This is a genomic window from Streptococcus varani (assembly GCF_001375655.1).
In the GTDB taxonomy this organism is placed as follows: Bacteria; Bacillota; Bacilli; order Lactobacillales; family Streptococcaceae; genus Streptococcus; species Streptococcus varani.
Genome location: NZ_CTEN01000001.1, coordinates 174501 through 195631, shown reverse-complemented (window position 1 = coordinate 195631; position 21131 = coordinate 174501). Strand labels below are relative to the sequence as shown.

Genomic DNA, 21131 nt, shown 5'->3' with positions numbered 1-21131 from the left:
GAAAAAATGCAAAAATTAATCAGACTCCTGATGAAATTCATCAAAACGGAAGTATTCAAATATCTTTTCTTTGGGGTTTTAACAACCCTTGTTTCCATTGCTACTAGAGAAATACTTTTTCTCCTGACAAGGCAAGTAACTTTTGCAGTCTTAGTGGCCAATGTCACGGGAATCCTCTTTGCTTTCTTTACCAATGATTATTTTGTTTTTTCACAAGAGAGAAAAGGTTGGTTTGCGCGTTTTATCAAATTTTTTGTGGCCCGTTTGTCAACGCTAGCAATGGACTTGATTTTAGCTTATCTCTTGGTAGAGAAATTCCCTCAAATCATCGGACAATTTGTCAACAATGACCTTATTTGGGTCAACCGCATTGAGACCTTGCTGGCCCAAGTACTGATTTTGGTGGCTAATTACTTGATTAGTAAACTATTGGTATTTAAAGATAAGAAGGTTTAAGGGTTTAGGGCTATATTACAGAAAAGTCTGATTTAACAAGAGAAAACTGTATTTCCATGCATTTGAGTTGAATTATTATGAAAAAAATATTGAAAACGCCAACAAATCATGCTACAATTAGGTCTGAATAAAAAAAGGAGTCAAAATATGGAATGGATTAAGTTAATCGGTATTCTTATTATTGTATTGGGATTTGTTTTTAAATTCGATACAATTGCTACAGTTGTTCTTGCGGGATTGGCCACTGCTCTGGTGTCGGGGATTTCCTTTGTGGAATTTCTAGAATTACTGGGTCAACAATTTACAAATCAACGTGTCATTACGATCTTCATCATTACTCTGCCTCTTGTTGGATTATCGGAAGTTTTTGGTTTGAAACCTCGTGCGGTACATCTCATTAATCAGATAAAAGGTTTAACGGTTGGCCGTTTCTATAGTATTTACTTTATTATCCGAGAAATTGCGGGTCTCTTGTCCATTCGTCTAGGAGGGCATCCTCAATTTGTTCGTCCGCTTGTTCACCCAATGGGAGAAGCAGCAGCCCGTACTAGAGTCAGTGAAGATTTAACTGAGGAAGAAATTGAAGATGTAAAAGCCCTTGCCGCAGCTAATGAAAACTTTGGTAACTTTTATGGTCAAAATACCTTTGCCGCGGCTGCGGGAGTTCTCCTTATTAGTGGAACCTTAAAGGAACTTGGTTATGATTTTAATGCAGCTAATATTGCGATTTCATCAATGATGATTGCAGTGGCAGCCTTGATTGTAGTTGCCATTTATAATCATCTATTTGATAAGAAATTAGAGAGAAATCATAAGAAAAGAAAGGGGACTAACTAATGGCAGAGCTTGGAAATACTTTACTTGAAATTGCCTATGTCATCATCGGATTCCAATTTCTACATACAGCATATAGAGTTTTTAAGGATACAACCAACCCAGCACGTTTAGGAACAACCGCTTTTTGGGGACTTCTAGGAGTAGCTTTCGTCGGGGGAAGCTATCTACCTAGCAAAGTGATTGGGGTCATCGTCCTCTTGTTGGCGGCTTTAACCTTGGTTAAACAAGTTAAAATTGGCCAAATTCCTCCCATTGATGATGAATTAGCTGAAAAACGGTCACAAAAAATCGGAAATCTCATTTTCCTTCCGGTTATGTCAATGGCTATCCTAACGCTTGCTATCGCACAATTAATCCCAGATTTCGGCCGTGTGGCAATTGCGATTGCAGCCATTTTAGCAACGATTGCCGTATTGATGATTACGCGCCAAAAACCACAGGCTCTTTTGTCTGAAAACAGTAGAACCATCCAACAAATTTCCACCAGCGGTATCTTACCTCAACTCCTTGGGGCTGTAGGTGCTATTTTCACCGCAGCTGGAGTTGGAGATGTTATTGCTGGAATGATTGGTGGTCTAGTACCAGAACAAAGCCGCTTCTTTGGAGTTCTTGCTTATGTCCTTGGAATGGTTCTCTTTACCATGATTATGGGGAATACCTTCGCAGCCTTTACGGTCATTACAGCCGGTATTGGTGTGCCATTCGTTTTTGCCCTTGGTGCCAATCCGATTGTAGCTGGAGCTTTGGCTATGACTGCGGGATATTGTGGAACACTAATGACTCCGATGGCAGCGAATTTCAATACGGTGCCAGTCGCCCTCATGGATATGAAAAATCCAAATAGTGTCATTAAAATTCAAGCACCCGTCGCTCTTGTTATGATTGTCATCCATATCGCTCTCATGTATTTTGTGGCCTTTAACTAAGTCTTATTTTAAAATCATGAGCTTAAGCCTTAAAGCAAAATTCTTAAGAAGTAGCTTAGCGCTTGAACTAAAAGAAAGGAAGGAAAGATGAAAATTTTAGTAACTGGATTTGATCCCTTCGGAGGAGAAAAAATCAATCCTGCCCTAGAATCAGTAAAATTATTGCCAGAAACGATTGATGGAGCTGAGGTGAAGTGGGTAGAAATCCCAACTGTTTTCCATAAATCAGCAAAAGTTTTAGAAGAAGCAATGATAGACTTTCAGCCGGATGTTGTCTTATGTATTGGTCAAGCAGGTGGACGCACAGGTTTAACACCAGAGCGTGTGGCCATCAATGAAGATGATGCCCGAATTCCTGATAACGAAGGAAATCAACCTATTGATGTTCCCATTCGTAAAGATGGCCCATCTGCCTATTTTACTAGCCTCCCAATAAAAGCTATGGTTGAAGCTATACACAAAGCGGGTCTTCCAGCTTCGGTTTCTAATTCAGCGGGTACCTTCGTATGCAACCATCTAATGTATCAAGTTCTTTATTTGGTGGATAAAAAATTTCCTAGTGTCAAAGCGGGCTTTATGCACATCCCATTTATGATGGAACAAGTGGTTGATAAACCAAATATGGCGGCTATGAGTCTCCAAGATATTAGTCGTGGAATTGCAGCAGCTATCACAGCTATTATTGCATACCAGGATAAGGAAGATATCAAAATGATTGGTGGAGAAACCCATTAAAAAATTAACTTAAAGAAATCTCTGATTGAAGAAGAACTCCACTTTGGACACATTCTTCAATCTTTTTTCTTTGTTCCTAAGAGCAGTTGTTCCTGCCAAATCAACCTGCTTCTTTAGTTTTGAATGGAATTACTGGGGTATCTACCTTCTGACTAATTTTTTACATCAGAAATATAGTGTAAATGTATTGGATAGTTCTTTTTGCGACCATTTTTCCAAGGGGATGGAAATCTCAAAGAACCCCTTCTTAATTAGGAGTTGCTGGTAAGTTTTCTACATAGGCCCAGGCAAAAAATTATAGGGAAAATTTCCTTCATATATTATGATATAGAGTTTGATTTCATTGATACTGAAAGCGTTTTGTGTTATAATGATACGAATAAGAAATAGAAGGAAGGTGTAAGTATGGGATTCACAGAAGAAACAGTTCGTTTTCGTCTAGACGATACCAACAAGCAAGAAATTAATGAGACATTGACAAATGTTTATCGTTCATTAGATGAGAAAGGTTACAATCCGATCAACCAAATCGTGGGTTATGTATTGAGTGGTGATCCTGCTTATATTCCTCGCTATAACGATGCACGGAACCAGATTCGGAAATATGAGCGCGATGAGATCGTCGAGGAGCTAGTCCGTTTCTACCTAAAAGAGAATGGAATCAAACTCTAATGAGAATTATGGGATTGGATGTTGGCTCTAAGACAGTAGGCATAGCTATTTCGGACCCGCTTGGCTTTACAGCACAAGGTTTGGAAATCATTCCAATTGATGAGGCTAAAGGGGAATTTGGCTTTGAACGCCTTAAAGAGTTGGTGGATCACTATAAGGTAGACCGTTTTGTAGTGGGCTTGCCTAAAAATATGAACAACACCAGTGGTCCTCGTGTAGAAGCTAGTCAAGCTTACGGTCAACAACTGATTGACTTGTTTGGCTTACCTGTTGATTATCAGGATGAGCGACTGACAACAGTTGCTGCGGAGCGTATGCTGATAGAACAGGCCGATATTAGCCGAGGGAAGCGTAAAAAAGTGATTGATAAATTAGCAGCCCAGCTGATTTTACAAAACTATTTAGATAGAACATTTTAAGGAGAAACTGATGGCACACACTCATGATCACGATCATAACCATGATGACCGCGAATTTATTACCTTGGTTGATGACCAAGGAGCTGAAACTCTGTTTGAGATTCTTTTAACCATTGATGGACAAGAGGAGTTTGGAAAAAACTATGTTCTTTTGATTCCTGCAAGTGCAGAAGAAGATGAGAACGGTGAAGTTGAAATCCAAGCATATTCTTATACTGAGAACGAAAATGGTACAGAAGGCGATCTGGAGCCAATCCCAGAAGATGCAACTGCTGAGTGGGATATGATTGAAGAAGTTTTCAATTCATTTATGGAAGAAGCAGAATAAAGTATTTTTTCAAAGAGCCCTAGGGCTCTTTTTTGCTTTTTCTGCGAATAAATTAGTATGACAGAAAACGATTATCATTTTTTGAAGAAATATGGAAAGCAAAGACTGCACTATTTCCGTCAGCTAGAAAAATTTGCTCAAATTCTTGTTAAGCAAAATTGCAAATGACAGATAGATGACTTTTTGATATAATGGGTAGGATTAGATCAAGGAGTCAGATATGACAGAATTAGAAGAACGAAATGGCGAATTGGAGCAGTATTCCCGCAGACATCGTAAAGGTGGAAGACGTCGTCAACAAAAAACAAGTTCAATACAGTTGAATGAAGAATTTAGAGAAAATCTCCCCTCCGCTCGCATCTTGCCGGCTTTTTTATGGAGTGCCATTCTTAGTTTGCTCAGTGTAGCCAATCCTTTTTTTGGTGGTTTGGCAAGTAATCTACAATCACAGAACTTTTATGCTGGCTTTGCTATGGCAGCGGGTCAAAGTCCCTACGGTGATTTTTTTGGAACGAACGGGGTCTTGTTTTACTTGCTAACCCTTGTGACGGGGCTCTTAAAAACAACTATTGGACTTGCAGTTTTCCAGTTTATTGCCCTTTTCGTCGCTGGAATTTATTTCCATAAAATTATGACCTACTTTAGCCAGAGTCGCCAGATTGCAGATCAGTTATCCGTCTGGTTTTATCTCTTTATTTTGGCAGCTGGCTTTGGCGGAGTCTATGCTAGTATTTTTGTACTTCCTTTCCTGCTGACCAGTATCTGGTTCTTGGTACGTTACTTTGAAAATGGCGTTCGAGATGAGATGTTTATCTTTTATGGGATTGATGCCGCTCTAGTCTTTATGATCTACCCAAAGAGCGTTCTCTTGTGGATCATTGCGACTCTCGTCCTTCTCTTTTTCAATGCCCGTCGCAAACATTGTGCACGTGGAATTTACCAGTCTTTAGCAACCCTTTTTGGATTTTTGATGGTCATTTATTCGGTTGGCTATTATGCTTTTGTTGAGCAAATTTTGGGGACGGCCATCCAACAAACATTCTTTTATAACATCCATCTAGAGTTTGCCCATGGGACAATTTTGTGGACCGTGGCTATTGTTGTTGCAGCCTTGCTAGCTTCGGGTTTTTTGAAAAACTTCTTTATGACCTTGTTTTCATTCAAGGATGGCCAGCATAGTTATATCAAATCGACCCTCATTTTAGCTTTTTTGGCCGAATTGGTCTTTATTATCGGCAATCCAAACTTTGATGCAAGTCAGTTGATTATTTTACTGCCATATGGTTTTATCATGGCTGTTTTGCCTTGGAAGTCAAGGTCTTCTAAAAAAGTAGACGAAACTGAAATGGAAGAAATTGATTTTGAAGCAGAGACAGTTAGAGTTGAGTTTAATTATTTAAAAAGCTCTTTCTTCCTGCCACTCTTGATTTGCCTCTATATTCCTCTTCATCCGGTTTTAACATATGTCCAAGAGGGGCGTCTCAACCAAGAGCGGGTAGAAATTGCAAACTATATCAAGGGAAATTCTGAGACGGATGCCAAGATTTATGCTTGGGATAATAGTGCCCAGATTTATTTGCGAAGCGGTCGCATGTCAGCTGCGAGCATTCTGACAGCTCAGCCTTATCTTGATACAGAGGATAATCAATCTCAAATTACTTTTGATTTAAATAAAAATCAGGCTCAATTTGTTGTGGTCAATCAAAAAATAGCTCTTCTGGATGCTATTAAGAATAACCTTGAAAGAAATTACACAACCCTGGATTTGGGGAACTCTGATTTTACTGTCTATCAAAAAAAATAATTTACATGATTTATGACTTTTGCAGGCAAAGCCTGAAAGTGAAACAATCTACATTAAGCCAAGGATTTAGCTCTCTATTTTATAGAACTAGATCCTTTTCTTTTTCCTTTGTCATCCCTTTTGCCCGCATTCCAAAATCTATGTGACTGATTGGTATTAATGTCGCTACCCCAAGTTAAGAAATCTAGAAGAGAGAGACAAATAGGGTTAAGGGTATGTCTGTCTAACTCTTGAATAGACTTGAAGCAAACCTTCAATACTCTTGATGGTGTTTTGTGCCATCAAAAGAGCTTGAAATCGCTAACAAATTTCGATATACTTAAGAGAAATAGGTCTATTTGTTCTTTATTAAAGGTAAGAAAACGTATGAAAATTGTCATTGTCGGTGCCTCTCTTTCAGGTCTGGCGGCTGCTGTAAAATCGCGCCAGCTTTATCCTGAATCAAGTATCACCATTATTGAAAAATCCAGTCAACTGGCTGCTGTTCCCATGGCGTTAGAGTGGCTTTTTAAGTCAAATGAAGGAGAGGTTCCGTCTTATTTTGACTTGCTAGAGCAGCTTAAAACTTTACAGGTAGACTACTTCCTCAACCATGAAGTTCAGTCTATTGACCCTGCACAAAAGAGACTGTCCTTGAGGGGAGCTCAGGTCAGCCAACTTTCCTATGATTGTCTTATTGTCGCGACTGGATCCACTCAAAAATCTCACTATATCAAAGGAGGGCACCATCCAGGGGTTTTGCTTTGCAAGGACGATATGGTTCGTTTAGAAGAAAATCCCTTATTTGTAAGGGCCAAAGAAGTGGCCCTTATTGGCGGTGGTCAACTAGGCCTTCGATTAAGCGAAAAATGTCAGTCACTAGGTAAACATGTGCATCTCTTTGAAGCAGGAGAACACTTGGATTTTAAACACTGTGATGCGGATATGGCAGCTCTTTTGGAGACTAGCATGGTAGAATCAGGCCTTAATCTCTACCTGTCACATCGTGTACAGAAGATTGAAAAGTGTCATGATCACTTCCTTATCCTGACAAAGTCAGCAAAACGTTCAGTTGATGTTGTGCTCATGTGTGCTGGTTTAAGACCAAATACTCATTTTTTGGAAGATCAACACATTCTGGCAAATGATGGGACCATCCCTGTGAATGCTTTTCTAGAAACAAAGTTACCCCAGGTTTTTGCTGTTGGAGATACCATTAAATTAGATTTTCTTCAAGAAAATGATCCTCGCTATCTACCATTGATCAATACGGCTATTCGGACAGGAGAAATCGCTGCTTACAATTTGAATGGTCCGCGAATAGCTATAGAGCCTTCTGTGAAGTTAGTTTCGGGTTATTACTATGGCTGGTTTCGGACAGCCATTGGGATGACCTCAGATGAGGCGGAGCTCTTCCAAGAGATAGCAGTAATCACCTACAAGGGTTCTTTGACCCATGACCGGGGAGAAGAACTTAGAATGAAACTGATTGTATCAAGGGAAACTGGTCAACTCCTTGGAGCTCAACTCTTATCAGCTATGGATTGCTCTTATCTTCTCCAGTGCTTGGTGCAGCCGATCCGATTGGGTATGACAGATTTGGAGATTGCTTTTCAAGACTTTCTAATGACAGTAGGGCAGACCAATCCCTTCTACCATCTTCATAAGGCCCTTTTGATGAGTGCCTCAGCAAGGGAGGTATAATGGAACTAGCCGCTATTTTTGAAAAAGCTGAAGCCAATGTTTATCGCCTCCTACTGATCTTAAAGGCTTCTCCTAATCAAATGTATCTCAAGCAGTTAATGGAAGAAACAAGTCTGTCACGATCAACCTTGCTAAAGTATATTTCACTTTTTAACGAATTAGCAAGGAAGGGATCTCTAGTTACTGAAATAAGAATAGACGAGGATGTTTGCTGGCTTGAGATGGATCCTGGACTGGAATGGGTATCCGTAATAAATCTTTTCATCCAATCCTCAAGCCGATACCTGATTTTGAAGGAGGTTTTTTCCCATCATTCCTTTACGATCCAATCCTTATCTCAAAAACTTATGATTAGTGAAGCAACCTTAAATCGTCATTTATCAGCCTTAAATGATCTCCTAAAAGAATTTTCAATTGCTATTTATAATGGTCGATTAAAGGGACCGGAACACCAAATCCGTTATTTTTACTGGCTCTTGTTTCAAAATTGTTGGACTTTTGAAACCAAACAAGACCATCTGAATAAAGAGGAATTGCAAAAGGAAGGACGATTAGTAGAAAGACTCTGCCACAGTCCATTATCCACCGCTCAAAAGAATGACATTGCTTTATGGTCCTTTATTAGTCAAAAAAGGTGGAGTGTCAGCAACAAAGAAACTTCCGATTTATCCGAAGCCCTAACTCCCTATGCCAAAAATGTATTTTTCCAACGCTTAGAAAAAGCTTATATGACTTTTTTAAGTCGGTATGCGCTTGAGATGGATGAATCAGAAGCAGAAAATTTATTTGCTTTTCTTCTTTCCATGCTTTGTCTTCCCTCTCATACCATGGCCTTTGTCTTAGGTTTTGGTGGGCCTGTCGCAGATCAAATGACCGATCTTATACGCTCTATGAGACGAGCTGAGCTTTGTGGCAATCATTTGCCTGACCAGATAACGTCTACACTAGGACAGATACTCCACCGAAGATATTTCTTTAGGGGCGATATCTTGGTGCATCGATCACTCGCTAGCGATTCTTGGTACAATCCCATGCCTTTCATAAAATCCTCTCATCGTCAACTGGCTGCTCAGCTCTTTCCCAATCAACAAGGTTGTGACCTGATGTTCGCTATGCAGGATGATTTTCTCAGTTTGTTGTCTTATCTGATGAAACCACGCCAAGGAACCATTTATATTGGACTTCATTTGGCGGGTGGCGAATTGGTTCAAGAACGTTTAAAAAATCTTTTGGAAAATCGCATTGCATATCATCGCTATATTCAAATAGAAGCTTATGATGAGAGCAAAACCTATCAAGGGATAGTAAGTGATTTGGGATTTCTCCATCAAGCTTCTTGCCCAATTTACCATTTGAAAGGACCTGTATCTTTACGAGATATTGAAGAGATTGCAGTCCTGATTAAAGACTTATTGAGAGAACATCGTCTATCCAGTCTTCCTTATTTCCCTACTTATTAGCCTATTTGCTAGGTAAAGGTGAGGACTAAGTTAGTTGACCTTCGCTGAAGGAGACTCTATAAAAAAGAAAATTGATTATTAAAGCCCAATCCTATCAGACTTTTTCAAAAGTTTAAAAATCTTGATAGGCGAGGGTGTTCTATTTTTGATAAAATGTAAGCGTAACCAAAACAAAGCCAAAGGAGAATAAAGATGGCAGAAGAAAAATACATTATGTCGATTGACCAAGGAACAACCAGTTCTCGAGCAATCATCTTCAATAAAAAAGGCGAAAAAATTAGTTCCAGTCAAAAGGAATTTACACAAATCTTCCCTCAAGCTGGTTGGGTAGAGCACAATGCTAATGAAATCTGGAATTCTGTTCAATCTGTCATTGCAGGCTCTTTCATTGAAAGTGGTATCAAGCCGGCTCAGATTCAGGCTATCGGGATTACCAACCAACGGGAAACAACAGTTGTGTGGGATAAAGCAACTGGACTTCCGATTTACAATGCCATTGTTTGGCAATCTCGTCAGACAGCGCCATTGGCAGATCAGTTGAAAAAAGATGGCTATGAAGAACTGTTCCACCAAAAAACAGGTCTGGTCATTGACGCTTACTTCTCAGCGACGAAAGTTCGTTGGATTTTGGATCATGTACCGGGCGCACAAGAACGTGCGGAAAAAGGCGAATTGCTCTTTGGTACCATTGATACTTGGTTGGTTTGGAAATTAACGGATGGGAAATCTCACGTAACAGATTATTCAAATGCTGCTAGAACGATGCTTTACAATATTAAAGATTTGAAATGGGACGACGAAATCCTGGAACTCTTGAATATTCCAAAAGCTATGTTGCCAGAGGTCAAATCTAACTCAGAAGTTTATGGTCATACGGCTCCTTTCCACTTCTATGGTGGGGAAGTACCGATTTCAGGTATGGCGGGTGACCAGCAAGCAGCCTTGTTTGGACAATTAGCTTTTGAGCCAGGTATGGTTAAAAACACCTATGGTACCGGTTCCTTCATCGTGATGAATACTGGTGAAGATATGCAATTGTCAGATAACAAACTCCTGACAACCATTGGATATGGGATCAACGGAAAAGTTTACTATGCTCTAGAAGGATCCATCTTTATTGCAGGCTCTGCTATTCAATGGTTGCGTGATGGGCTTCGCATGATTGAGGCTTCACCAGAATCAGAAGAATTGGCAAAAGCTTCCAAGAGTGAAGATGAAGTCTATGTTGTTCCAGCCTTTACTGGACTTGGAGCACCATATTGGGATTCACAAGCGCGTGGTTCGGTCTTTGGTTTGACGCGCGGAACCAGCAAAGAAGACTTTGTTAAAGCAACGCTTCAGTCTATTGCTTATCAAGTGCGAGATGTCATTGATACCATGCAGATTGATTCAGGTATTGATATCCAAGTCTTGAAAGTGGATGGCGGTGCAGCCATGAACAGCTTCTTGATGCAATTCCAATCAGATATTATCGGTATTGATATTGCTCGTGCCAAGAATCTGGAAACAACAGCTCTGGGTGCAGCCTTCCTAGCTGGTCTTGCAGTTGGTTATTGGAAAGATCTGGAAGAACTACAAGCCTTGAATGAAACAGGTGAATTGTTCACACCAAGTATGAATGACGCTCGCAAAGAGCAACTCTACAAGGGATGGAAGAGAGCTGTCAAAGCTACTCGTGTCTTCTCAGAAGATTAAGCAGTTCCTTAATCCTTAATATAAATACTAAAAGAAAATTAAAAACAGATGGAGCAAAGTGACGCATCCATACCTAGTGGTAGGCAAGGAGCTTTAACAAAATCGAATGTTGATTTTCAAAGGGTATCAGTAAAATTGGATTAGATCAATTATGTCATATAGAACTTGGGAGTAAAGAGAATGGAATTTTCAAAAAAAACAAGACAATTAGCTCTGCAAAAGATGCAGGATAGGACCTTGGATTTATTGGTTATCGGTGGTGGGATCACTGGTGCAGGGGTAGCCTTGCAAGCTGCTGCAAGTGGTCTCGATACAGCTCTCATTGAGATGCAAGATTTTGCGGAAGGAACCAGTAGTCGGTCAACCAAACTCGTTCATGGAGGTTTGCGTTATTTAAAACAATTTGATGTAGAAGTGGTTGCGGATACCGTTTCCGAACGGGCCGTCGTGCAACGTGTGGCACCACATATTCCAAAGCCAGATCCAATGCTTCTACCAGTATACGATGAGCCAGGGTCAACCTTCAGTCTCTTTCGATTGAAAGTGGCCATGGACTTGTATGATTTATTGGCCAATGTCACCAATACACCATTTGCAAATAAAGTTTTAAGCAAAGAGGAAGTGCTAAAGAGAGCACCAAATCTGAAAGAAGAAGGCTTGTTAGGCGGTGGTGTTTACCTGGATTTCCGCAACAATGATGCCCGACTTGTGATTGAAAATATTAAGCGGGCCAATCATGACGGAGCTTTGATAGCCAATCATGTGAAAGCAGAGGCTTTCTTATATGACGACAATCACAAGGTTGTTGGTGTTGTAGCGCGGGACTTGTTAACAGATGAGACGATTGAAATCAGAGCTCGATTAGTCATTAACACAACCGGTCCATGGAGTGATGAGGTCAGAAACTTGTCAGAAGGTCAGCCTGTTCACCAGATGAGACCGACAAAAGGCGTTCACCTTGTGGTTGACCAAAGTCGTCTGCAAGTACCACAACCTGTTTACTTCGATACCGGACTTGGTGATGGTCGCATGATTTTTGTTCTACCAAGAGAAGGAAAAACCTATTTTGGTACAACAGATACCGACTACAAAGGCGATTTAGCAAACCCACAAGTGACGCAAGAAGATGTGGATTACTTGCTCAGCATTGTCAACAATCGCTTCCCTGAAGCAAAATTGACCCTGTCAGATATCGAAAGTGGCTGGGTGGGTCTACGTCCTTTGATTGCTGGAAACAGCGCCTCTGACTACAACGGAGGAAATAGTGGCAAAATCAGTGATGATAGCTTCAATGGCTTGATTGACATGGTCAAGGGCTATCTGTCTGATGAAAGAACGCGTGAAGAAGTTGAAAATGCGGTAACTCATCTGGAAGCAAGCACCTCTGAGAAAACACTAGATCCGTCAGCTGTTTCTCGCGGATCGAATCTTGAAAGAGATGAGAATGGCCTCGTTACCCTAGCCGGTGGTAAGATTACAGATTATCGTAAGATGGCAGAGGGTGCTATGCAACTCATTTTATCCATCTTGAAAGAGGAATTTGGACGCAACTTTAAACTCATCAACTCAAAAACCTATCCGGTCTCAGGTGGAGAACTTAACTCTTCCAATATCGACCAAGAAATCGAAGCCTACTCTCAGCTTGGGGTTGCCAACGGCCTATCCTTTGAAGATGCCAACTACTTGACCAATCTTTATGGGTCCAATGCTCCTAAAGTTTATGCCTTGGCACGATTGGTGGACGTTGCAGAAGGCTTGACCTTAGCTCAAACCTTATCCCTCCATTATGCAATGCGTTATGAGATGGCGCTGAGTCCGGTAGACTTCTTCTTACGCCGCACAAACTACATGCTCTTTAAACGGGAAGAAGTCGATGCTTTAATGGATCCCGTCCTCAATGAAATGAGTACCTACTATGATTGGTCAGCTGATGAAAAAGTTGCCGCTAAAGAAAAATTGGAACAAGTTCTTTCAGAAAATGACTTGCGCCATTTAAAACAATAAAAGGAGAAGGATATGACGAACGATATATTTGGAGAATTTTTAGGAACCGCCATTTTGGTGTTACTGGGTAATGGTGTCGTTGCCGGAGTGGTTCTCCCTAAAACAAAAAATAACAATGCTGGTTGGATTGTTATCACAGCAGGTTGGGCCTTTGCCGTTCTCATTGCTGCCTACATTTCAGGAAATATGAGTCCTGCTCACCTGAATCCAGCAGTTTCTTTTGCCTTTGCCCTCAAAGGAGACATTAGTTGGGCCACTTTTGGAGGCTATGTAATCGCTCAGATGCTTGGAGCAATGCTTGGTACAACGCTTGTTTGGATTATGCACAAACCCCACTATGATGTTTGTGAAGACAAGGCTGGCATTTTGGCAACTTTCTCAACCGGCCCAGCCATCCGCAACTCTGCTACGAACCTAATCAGCGAAATCCTTGGAACCTTTGTTCTTGTTCTTGGAATCCTCAGTTTTGGTTTTTATGATATGCCTGGCGGTCTAGGTATTATCTGTGTAGCCTTCTTGGTTTGGGGAATTGGTTTGTCACTTGGAGGAACCTCAGGCTATGCCATCAACCCAGCGCGTGACCTAGGTCCACGTATCATGCATGCGATTTTACCAATGAAAAACAAGGGAGATTCTGATTGGGGCTACTCATGGATTCCAGTAGTGGGACCAATGCTTGGTGCAGCCTTAGCTGTCCTTATCTTTGGAATGTTTTAAACCTTTCCAGTGAATGACCACTAACACGACTTCTTTTTTAAGAGGTCGTGTTTTCTTATAGATTGACGTAGAAAATGTTCGGAAAAGCCTGAACTCCAGCCTGCCTTGTGAAAATAGAGTCATTTGAATGAACGTTGATAAGCCGTCATTTTCTACTTGCCATATTCTAGTTGAGAGAAACTTAATTTCTTCTATTTCTAACCTCAAACGGTCTATTTCTAGACTGTAAGGTGAATGGACTTTCGTCAGTTTTTATTTCTCGCCTCCAACAGTCACTTCCCTGACTGTTGGAGCTGCCTGCGTCTCAATTCCTAGTCCAAAAGTTCATTCATTCGACTATAATTTGAATTTCTAGAAGAAGAATAGATGAAAAAGATTATGAAAATAAAATTTCAAGTTTTCTATTTTTATCACTACATATTGTGTCTTTTAAAAAAGAAAAAGAAATATTCCACAAGATATTGAATTTTGATGTCTATCGTGATACACTATATTGTAATGAATGAAGGTAAATGCTTGGAGGATGAGAAATGAGTGCAAAAGTTGAGATGGTTGTTTTGAAGCGGGATGGTCGTGCAGTATCTTTTGACCAAAAAAAAATTTCGTCCGCCTTGGAAAGAGCTAATCAGGAACTTCCTCTTGAAAAAATGATCTCGCAAAGCAGTCTGGATCAGGTCATGGACATGGTTTTGGCCGAAATCGACCGTCGTTTTGAAAAAGATATCCAAATCTATGAGATTCAAAACATTGTAGAGCAAGAACTGCTGCAAGCTCATCAGTATGATTTGGCTGAACAATATATTCAGTACCGGACCCAGCGTGACTTCCAGCGCCACCAAGCCATGGATATCAACCGAGAGATTCACAAGCTCTTGTCCAAAGATCAGGCAGTGGTCAATGAAAATGCCAATAAGGATAGTAATGTTTTTAATACTCAGCGTGATTTGACAGCGGGGATTGTCGGCAAGTCTATCGGTTTGAAACTCTTACCGCCCCATGTGGCCAATGCCCATCAAAAAGGGGAAATCCACTACCATGACTTGGATTACAGTCCCTATACTCCCATGACCAATTGTTGCTTGATTGATTTTAAGGGTATGTTGGAGAATGGTTTCAAGATTGGGAATGCAGATGTAGAAAGCCCAAAGTCTATCCAGACGGCGACGGCGCAGATTTCGCAGATTATCGCCAATGTGGCATCCAGTCAATATGGAGGCTGCTCGGCAGACCGCATCGATGAAGTTCTGGCGCCATATGCCAAACTCAACTACGAAAAACATCTTAAAGATGCCAAGGACTGGGTCAAAGAAGACAAGCAAGAAGAGTATGCTCTTGCTAAGACCAAAAAAGACATCTATGATGCGATGCAGTCCTTGGAATACGAGATTAATACACTCTTTACTTCAAATGGACAAACCCCCTTTACCTCACTTGGTTTTGGTTTGGGAACGGATTTCTTTGAACGTGAAATTCAAAAAGCCATTCTCAACATTCGCATCAAGGGGCTGGGCAAGGAAGGCCGGACGGCTATCTTCCCTAAATTGATTTTCACTCTTAAGCGCGGGATCAACCTAGAAGCGGGTTCGCCCAACTATGACATCAAACAATTGGCCTTGGAATGTGCCACTAAACGCATGTATCCAGATGTGCTTTCTTATGATAAGATTGTCGAATTGACCGGTTCCTTTAAGGTGCCGATGGGTTGCCGGTCCTTCTTGCAAGGTTGGACGGATGAGGAAGGTCAAGAAGTCAACTCAGGTCGTATGAACTTGGGGGTAGTGACCGTCAACTTACCTCGCATCGCTTTGGAAGCTGCCGGTGATAGGGATAAATTTTGGACTTTATTCCAAGAACGCATGGCCATTGCCAAGGATGCCTTAGTCTACCGTGTCAATCGTGTCAAGGAAGCAACACCAGCCAATGCACCGATTCTTTACCAATATGGAGCTTTTGGTAAGCGTCTAGCTAAGGACGGCAATGTGGATGACCTCTTCAAGCACCGCCGCGCCACCATTTCGCTAGGGTATATTGGCCTTTATGAAGTGGCGACTAGCTTTTACGGCGGAGAATGGGAAACTAACCCAGAAGCCAAGGAATTCACCTTAGACATCATCCGAACGATGAAGACTCTTTGTGCGGACTGGTCTGATGAGTATGATTACCATTTCTCTGTCTATTCGACACCGTCTGAAAGTTTAACAGACCGTTTCTGTCGCATGGACAAGGAGAAATTTGGCATTGTTGAAGATATCACAGATAAGGAATACTACACCAATTCCTTCCACTATGATGTCAGAAAGAATCCGACACCGTTTGAGAAATTGGATTTTGAAAAGGACTATCCTGCTGCAGGTGCTTCAGGTGGCTTTATCCACTACTGTGAGTACCCGGTTCTACAACAAAATCCAAAAGCTCTGGAAGCTGTTTGGGACTATGCCTATGATCGTGTGGGTTACTTGGGAACTAATACACCAATCGATAAATGCTATCAGTGTGAATTTGAGGGCGATTTTGAGCCGACAGAACGTGGCTTCAAGTGTCCAAACTGTGGCAATACGGATCCAAAAACGGTGGATGTTGTCAAACGCACCTGTGGCTACCTTGGAAATCCCCAAGCTCGTCCAATGGTCAACGGTCGCCATAAGGAAATCTCTGCCCGTGTCAAACATATGAATGGCTCTACTATTCATGTGCTTGGTGCTGGGAATTAGGAGCTATGTGCTATAATAGAGAAAGGCTCAGTATCTACTGAGCTTTTCTAAACGAGAACAGGAAAGGAAAAGAGGGAAATTTGAACAGAGATAGGCTCCTATCATGAAGTCACTTTCTGTTCGCCCTCAGTATCATCACTATGGGAAAATTTCAATTAGATTATAAAGGCATGCAACGTGTGGAGAAATTCCATGAAAAGAACTCAACGGTTAAGTCCGATAAAAAATCACGGGTGCAAGCCTTGCTCAAACAGGCTAAGAAAAAAGTTAGCAAGTAAATGGAAAAAGGAGGTGTCAAGTTATGTTGAAAATTGGTATTGTTGGTATGGGTGGTATTTCGCAAAAAGCCTACCTGCCCTATTTACGACAATTGTCAGGTATCGAATGGCACTTTTTTACGCGCAATCAAGAGGTCTTAAATCAGGTGGCAGATTTATTTGCTCACAGCCGGACCTATGCTTCGGCCCAAGACTTAGTAGCTGCTGACTTGGACGGGGTTATGATTCATGCGGCTACCCTAGCCCATGTGGAGATGGCGACACTCTTTCTGGAGCGTGGCATCCCGGTTTACATGGACAAGCCGATTTCCGAGGACTATAGAGAGACAGCTCGGCTTTACAAGTTGGCCAAGGCCAAAGGAACCTTTCTCATGGCAGGATTCAATCGACGTTTTGCCCCTAAAGTTCTAGATATGAAAGATCAGGGAGACAAACGTCGGATTATCGTGGAGAAAAATGATGTTAATCGTACGGGAGACTTGCAGTACAAGCTCTTTGATTTCTTCATTCATCCTTTGGATACGGCTCTCTTTTTAGCAGATGATCAGCCGGTTTCGGGTTCTTTCTCCTATCATTTGGAGGATGGTCAGCTCAGTCAGGTAGCTGTGACCCTCAAATCAGCCGGGACTTCTATCGTGGCTAGCATGAACCTGCAGTCCGGTAGCCGTCGGGAGCTCATGGAAGTGCAGACGCCTCAGTCCACCTATCAGTTGAAAAATTTAGATGAGTTAAAAATCTATGAGGAGACTCGGGAAACTCTCGATGCCTTCGGTTCTTGGGATACCACCCTCTACAAACGTGGATTTGAGAGCATTGTGGATGCTTATTTGGAAGCCATCAAAACCGGTGTCAATCCAGTCAGTCCAGCATCCAGTTTACTCAGTCATTGGATTTGCGAACAGATCAACCGTTCGGACAAACCTTGGGGTGACTTGGATCTGACTTTGCCTGAAATCTAGAAAGGATCTTATGGAATTACGCAGACCGACTTTGGCGGATAAGGAAACTGTTCTAGCCATGATGACTGAATTTGAGAAAATGCAATCAGACCACGATGGTGGCTTCTGGGACAAAGAGCGTTTTGATTATGAGGACTGGCTTGCCAGTAACCAGGATATGGAAATAGGTCTCAACCTGCCAGATGGTTGGGTTCCGGCTATTCAGTTGCTGGGTTTTGTAGATGATGAGGCGGTTGGTTTTCTGAATCTCCGTCTGGTCTTGAACGACTACTTGCTCAACCAAGGTGGACATATTGGTTATTCGGTTCGACCATCTGTACGTGGTAAGGGCTACGCCAAAGATATGCTGATGCAGAGCCTGCCCCTTGCTAAAAATAAGAATATCCAGCGAGTCTTGGTTACTTGTAGGCAAGACAATCCAGCTAGCCGAAGTGTCATTGTTGCTAATGGAGGCCAACTAGAAGATGTGCGAGAGGGAGTCGAGCGCTATTGGATTGACCTGACCTAATCAAGGAGCTTTTTATGGAAGAAAAACTGTGGAATACGCCTGAGCCTGGTCAATGGACATCAGAAGAACTGAGTCAAGGACGTATCATTGATTATAAGGCTTTCAATTTTGTAGATGGAGAAGGAGTGCGCAACTCCCTCTATGTAGCTGGTTGTATGTTCCATTGTCAGGGCTGTTATAATATAGCGACATGGAATTTTAGGGCAGGCATTCCTTATAGTCAGGAACTGGAAGAGCAGATTATGAAAGATCTAGCTCAGCCCTATGTGCAAGGTTTGACCTTGCTGGGTGGCGAGCCTTTTCTCAATACAGGCATTCTCCTTCCTTTGGTCAAACGCATCAAAAAAGAGTTACCCAATAAGGATATCTGGTCCTGGACAGGTTATACATGGGAAGAAATGCTGCAGGAAACACCTGACAAACTAGAACTTTTGTCTATGGTAGATATTTTAGTAGATGGTCGTTTTGACCGGACCAAACGGAATCTTATGCTGCAATTCTGTGGCTCTTCTAACCAACGTGTCATTGATGTGCAGAAATCTCTGGCACAAGATCGAGTAGTTATCTGGGATAAACTTAAGGATGGAGAGACGGACTACGCTCAAGTGAGTCGAGAAGATCTGATGTAATCAAAAACCAGTTGAATAATCAGCTGGTTTGTCTTTTTTTAAAAAGAAAAGCAGATAAAATGGTGAGTAAAATTAAAAATGATACGAGAAAAAGCCCTTAAACTAGGACTTTTCTCATATCAACATACCCCCTGCAGGGCTCGAACCTGCGACCCATAGATTAAGAGTCTACTGCTCTACCAACTGAGCTAAGGAGGCAAAAAAATGCTGTATTGGTACCGGTAATTCAAGATTTGTATTGATCCCGCGCATAGAAGCAGGTGGGTAACTCGTTCCTGACTTAGTTGCTTCCGTGTGAGACGGCCTGCATACTGCCAGAAATCTTTCGTTTCCCGAATAATACAAAAAATAGTCGGTCAACACATAGGTATGAATTCGTATACCACAGCAGTTTTTTATCTGATTTCATTGTATCATAATTTTGAAAAAATTCAAGGGGTAAAAGTAATTTTTGCAAACGCTCCCAATCCCTTGCCAGATCTAGCTTAGTCTCTCTTTTGCGATTTCAACTGTTTAATTTTTTCTAAAGTAGCTCCCAATGCCCGTTCATATTTGCCGGTTTCATTGGGGTCAAAATAGCTGGAGCTTTTTAGTTTGTCTGGTAAGTATTGTTGGTTCACCCATTTTTCTGGATAGGCATGCGGATATTTATAGCCTTCTGCGTTGCCCAATTCCTTACTACCAGCGTAATGGCCATCGCGCAAGTGTCTAGGAATGGGCAGGTTACCAGACTGACGCAAATCAGCCATGGCCTTGTCAATAGCTGTGATAGCAGAATTGGACTTGGGTGAGAGGGCTAAATCAATGACCACGTTTGCGATGAGAATCCGGGCTTCTGGGAAGCCAATTCGTTGGGCCGCCTCCATAGCAGTTACGGTATGAACCTGAGCTTCTGGATTAGCCAGACCGATATCCTCATAGGCGATGACAGTCAGACGGCGGGCCAAGCTTGGCAAATCTCCCCCTTCAATCAGACGGGCTGCATAATGGAGACTAGCATCTACATCGGATCCGCGAATGGATTTTTGCAGGGCAGATAGGACATCGTAGTGGCCATCCCCATCCTTGTCCATGGTGATGTAACTGCGTTGCAGGCTGTTCTCAACAGTATCTAGGGTAATGTGGCGGAGATCTTTTTTATCGGGCTGAGTAGACATGACGGCTAATTCTAAGGAATTGAAAGCCGAGCGTAGATCGCCGTTGGTAGCTGTGGTGATAAAGTTGAGGGCATCTTCGTTCAATTTGACCTTAAAATCAAAGCCCCGCTCCTTATCAGCAAGAGCATTTTGGATGGCTTCCTTGATGTCTTCATTGGACAGTGGTTCCAACTCAAAAATCTGAACCCGCGAGCGAACGGCAGGGGTGACAGAGAAGAATGGATTTTCTGTCGTAGCCCCAATCATGATAATGTTGCCATTTTCAAGGAGGGGCAGGAGGAAGTCTTGTTTGGGCTTGTCCAGGCGATGAATCTCGTCGAGCATCAGTACTAAGCCACCTGAAAACTTGGCTTCTTCACCGATTTCCTGCAGGCGTTTTTTGGTATCTGTTGTAGCGTTGAAGGTGCGAAAGGCAAAGTGGGTCGTTCCTGCAATAGCTGAGGCGATAGATGTTTTTCCGATACCGGGCGGTCCATAGAGAATCATGGAGGAGAGCATATTGGCCTCCACCATGCGGCGGATGATTTTTCCGGGACCCACGAGGTGTTTTTGACCGATCACTTGGTCAATGGTTTGTGGCCGCATGCGCAGGGCGAGATTATGTGGCATGGTTATCCTCCAAGTAATAAGAGTAAATCAGGTCATCAACAGAGTGACCGTCTAGATAGAATTGATTCTTTAGGACGGCTTCTTCTTTAAAGCCAAGCTTTTCATAAAAAAGACAGGCCTCGGGATTGCTTGAAAGGACATGAAGAAGAATTTTCTTGTACTGATCCCTCCGAATGGCTTGGCAAAAAGCCTCAAAGAGCTGTCGACCGATTCCCTGTCCACGGACATCTGGTCTGACAGAAATACCAAAGGTAACTACGTGTTTTCCAGAGGGAAAAGGATAGTAGGGTTGATAATCCAGAACACCTAGAATGATTCCTGCATCTTCTGCCAGCAAATAATGCCTATCCTCTTCAAAGCGTTTGAGGAGGCTTTTTTTGGAAGAAATGGGTAGGGGAGCTGGAGTATTGCGACTGTTCCAAATCTGATTTTCTAATTTTACCACTTGGTCAATATCCATTAGCTCCATTGGTCTGATTATCATGGTCTTCCCTCCTGATTGTGTTATAATAATTGTATCATAAATTGAAGAACGGGAGTTTAA

20 protein-coding genes, 1 tRNA gene and 1 other RNA gene are annotated in these 21131 nt (G+C 41.9%); 18 read left to right on the top strand and 4 right to left on the bottom strand.

Translation table 11 applies throughout. The features are described from left to right. The first annotated feature begins 6 nt into the window (after window positions 1-6). The 18 genes from BN1356_RS01110 (at window position 7) to nrdG (ending at window position 18821) form a co-directional block, all read left to right on the top strand. Window positions 7-456 (top strand): GtrA family protein, encoded by a 450-nt coding sequence (locus tag BN1356_RS01110; protein ID WP_093649602.1) that lies wholly within the window; start codon window positions 7-9, stop codon window positions 454-456. Between the two features lie 147 nt (window positions 457-603). Further along, window positions 604-1293 carry a DUF969 domain-containing protein gene (locus BN1356_RS01105; protein ID WP_093649601.1) on the top strand — a complete coding sequence of 230 codons (690 nt, stop codon included), beginning with the start codon at window positions 604-606 and terminating at the stop codon, window positions 1291-1293. Beyond that, entirely contained in the window at window positions 1293-2219 is a 927-nt protein-coding gene (locus tag BN1356_RS01100; protein WP_093649600.1) for a DUF979 domain-containing protein, read from the top strand. The genes BN1356_RS01105 and BN1356_RS01100 overlap by 1 nt, the downstream gene beginning before the upstream one ends. 87 nt (window positions 2220-2306) lie before the next feature. Beyond that, the gene (gene pcp, locus BN1356_RS01095; protein WP_093649599.1) at window positions 2307-2954 is read left to right on the top strand and encodes a pyroglutamyl-peptidase I; all 648 of its coding nucleotides are present in this window, start codon (window positions 2307-2309) and stop codon (window positions 2952-2954) included. Between the two features lie 405 nt (window positions 2955-3359). Beyond that, window positions 3360-3626 carry an IreB family regulatory phosphoprotein gene (locus tag BN1356_RS01090; protein WP_093649598.1) on the top strand — a complete coding sequence of 89 codons (267 nt, stop codon included), beginning with the start codon at window positions 3360-3362 and terminating at the stop codon, window positions 3624-3626. After that, entirely contained in the window at window positions 3626-4045 is a 420-nt protein-coding gene (gene ruvX / locus BN1356_RS01085) for a Holliday junction resolvase RuvX (protein WP_093649597.1), read from the top strand. Before BN1356_RS01090 ends, ruvX begins: the two co-directional genes overlap by 1 nt. A gap of 10 nt (window positions 4046-4055) precedes the next feature. Next, window positions 4056-4373 (top strand): DUF1292 domain-containing protein, encoded by a 318-nt coding sequence (locus BN1356_RS01080; protein WP_093649596.1) that lies wholly within the window; start codon window positions 4056-4058, stop codon window positions 4371-4373. A 220-nt stretch (window positions 4374-4593) separates the two neighbouring features. Next, window positions 4594-6177 (top strand): quinol oxidase, encoded by a 1584-nt coding sequence (locus tag BN1356_RS01075; protein WP_093649595.1) that lies wholly within the window; start codon window positions 4594-4596, stop codon window positions 6175-6177. 366 nt (window positions 6178-6543) lie between these two features. Beyond that, a complete protein-coding gene (locus BN1356_RS01070) occupies window positions 6544-7860 on the top strand; it encodes an FAD-dependent oxidoreductase (RefSeq protein WP_093649594.1) in 1317 nt (438 codons plus the stop codon). Further along, window positions 7860-9320, top strand: coding sequence for an AcpB/EbpR/MafR family transcriptional regulator (locus tag BN1356_RS01065; protein ID WP_093649593.1), 1461 nt, complete (start codon window positions 7860-7862; stop codon window positions 9318-9320). Before BN1356_RS01070 ends, BN1356_RS01065 begins: the two co-directional genes overlap by 1 nt. A gap of 192 nt (window positions 9321-9512) precedes the next feature. Then, window positions 9513-11015: a glycerol kinase GlpK gene (glpK, locus tag BN1356_RS01060; RefSeq protein ID WP_093649592.1), complete on the top strand. Its 1503-nt coding sequence runs from the start codon at window positions 9513-9515 to the stop codon at window positions 11013-11015. Window positions 11016-11195: 180 nt separating this feature from the next. After that, window positions 11196-13019 carry a type 1 glycerol-3-phosphate oxidase gene (gene glpO / locus BN1356_RS01055; RefSeq protein ID WP_093649591.1) on the top strand — a complete coding sequence of 608 codons (1824 nt, stop codon included), beginning with the start codon at window positions 11196-11198 and terminating at the stop codon, window positions 13017-13019. A 12-nt stretch (window positions 13020-13031) separates the two neighbouring features. Next, entirely contained in the window at window positions 13032-13736 is a 705-nt protein-coding gene (locus BN1356_RS01050; protein WP_093649590.1) for an MIP/aquaporin family protein, read from the top strand. Between the two features lie 530 nt (window positions 13737-14266). Continuing rightward, a complete protein-coding gene (gene nrdD / locus BN1356_RS01045) occupies window positions 14267-16447 on the top strand; it encodes an anaerobic ribonucleoside-triphosphate reductase (RefSeq protein ID WP_093649589.1) in 2181 nt (726 codons plus the stop codon). 140 nt (window positions 16448-16587) lie between these two features. Beyond that, window positions 16588-16725 (top strand): hypothetical protein, encoded by a 138-nt coding sequence (locus BN1356_RS01040; protein WP_093649588.1) that lies wholly within the window; start codon window positions 16588-16590, stop codon window positions 16723-16725. A 23-nt stretch (window positions 16726-16748) separates the two neighbouring features. Then, window positions 16749-17684, top strand: coding sequence for a Gfo/Idh/MocA family protein (locus tag BN1356_RS01035; protein WP_093649587.1), 936 nt, complete (start codon window positions 16749-16751; stop codon window positions 17682-17684). A 10-nt stretch (window positions 17685-17694) separates the two neighbouring features. After that, window positions 17695-18192, top strand: a complete 498-nt coding sequence (locus BN1356_RS01030; RefSeq protein WP_093649586.1) for a GNAT family N-acetyltransferase — start codon at window positions 17695-17697, stop codon at window positions 18190-18192. Window positions 18193-18206: 14 nt separating this feature from the next. After that, window positions 18207-18821: an anaerobic ribonucleoside-triphosphate reductase activating protein gene (gene nrdG / locus BN1356_RS01025; protein ID WP_093649585.1), complete on the top strand. Its 615-nt coding sequence runs from the start codon at window positions 18207-18209 to the stop codon at window positions 18819-18821. A gap of 125 nt (window positions 18822-18946) precedes the next feature. Here the strand turns inward: nrdG and BN1356_RS01020 are convergent. The 4 genes from BN1356_RS01020 to BN1356_RS01005 all read right to left on the bottom strand — a co-directional run bounded on the left by BN1356_RS01020 (window position 18947) and on the right by BN1356_RS01005 (window position 21071). Next, window positions 18947-19019, bottom strand: a tRNA-Lys gene (locus BN1356_RS01020). Window positions 19020-19021: 2 nt separating this feature from the next. Further along, a non-coding RNA gene (gene ssrS / locus BN1356_RS01015) (6S RNA) lies at window positions 19022-19215 on the bottom strand. A gap of 91 nt (window positions 19216-19306) precedes the next feature. Then, window positions 19307-20587 (bottom strand): replication-associated recombination protein A, encoded by a 1281-nt coding sequence (locus tag BN1356_RS01010; RefSeq protein WP_093649584.1) that lies wholly within the window; start codon window positions 20585-20587, stop codon window positions 19307-19309. Next, window positions 20577-21071: a GNAT family N-acetyltransferase gene (locus BN1356_RS01005; RefSeq protein WP_093649583.1), complete on the bottom strand. Its 495-nt coding sequence runs from the start codon at window positions 21069-21071 to the stop codon at window positions 20577-20579. The genes BN1356_RS01010 and BN1356_RS01005 overlap by 11 nt, the downstream gene beginning before the upstream one ends. Window positions 21072-21131: the final 60 nt, after the last annotated feature.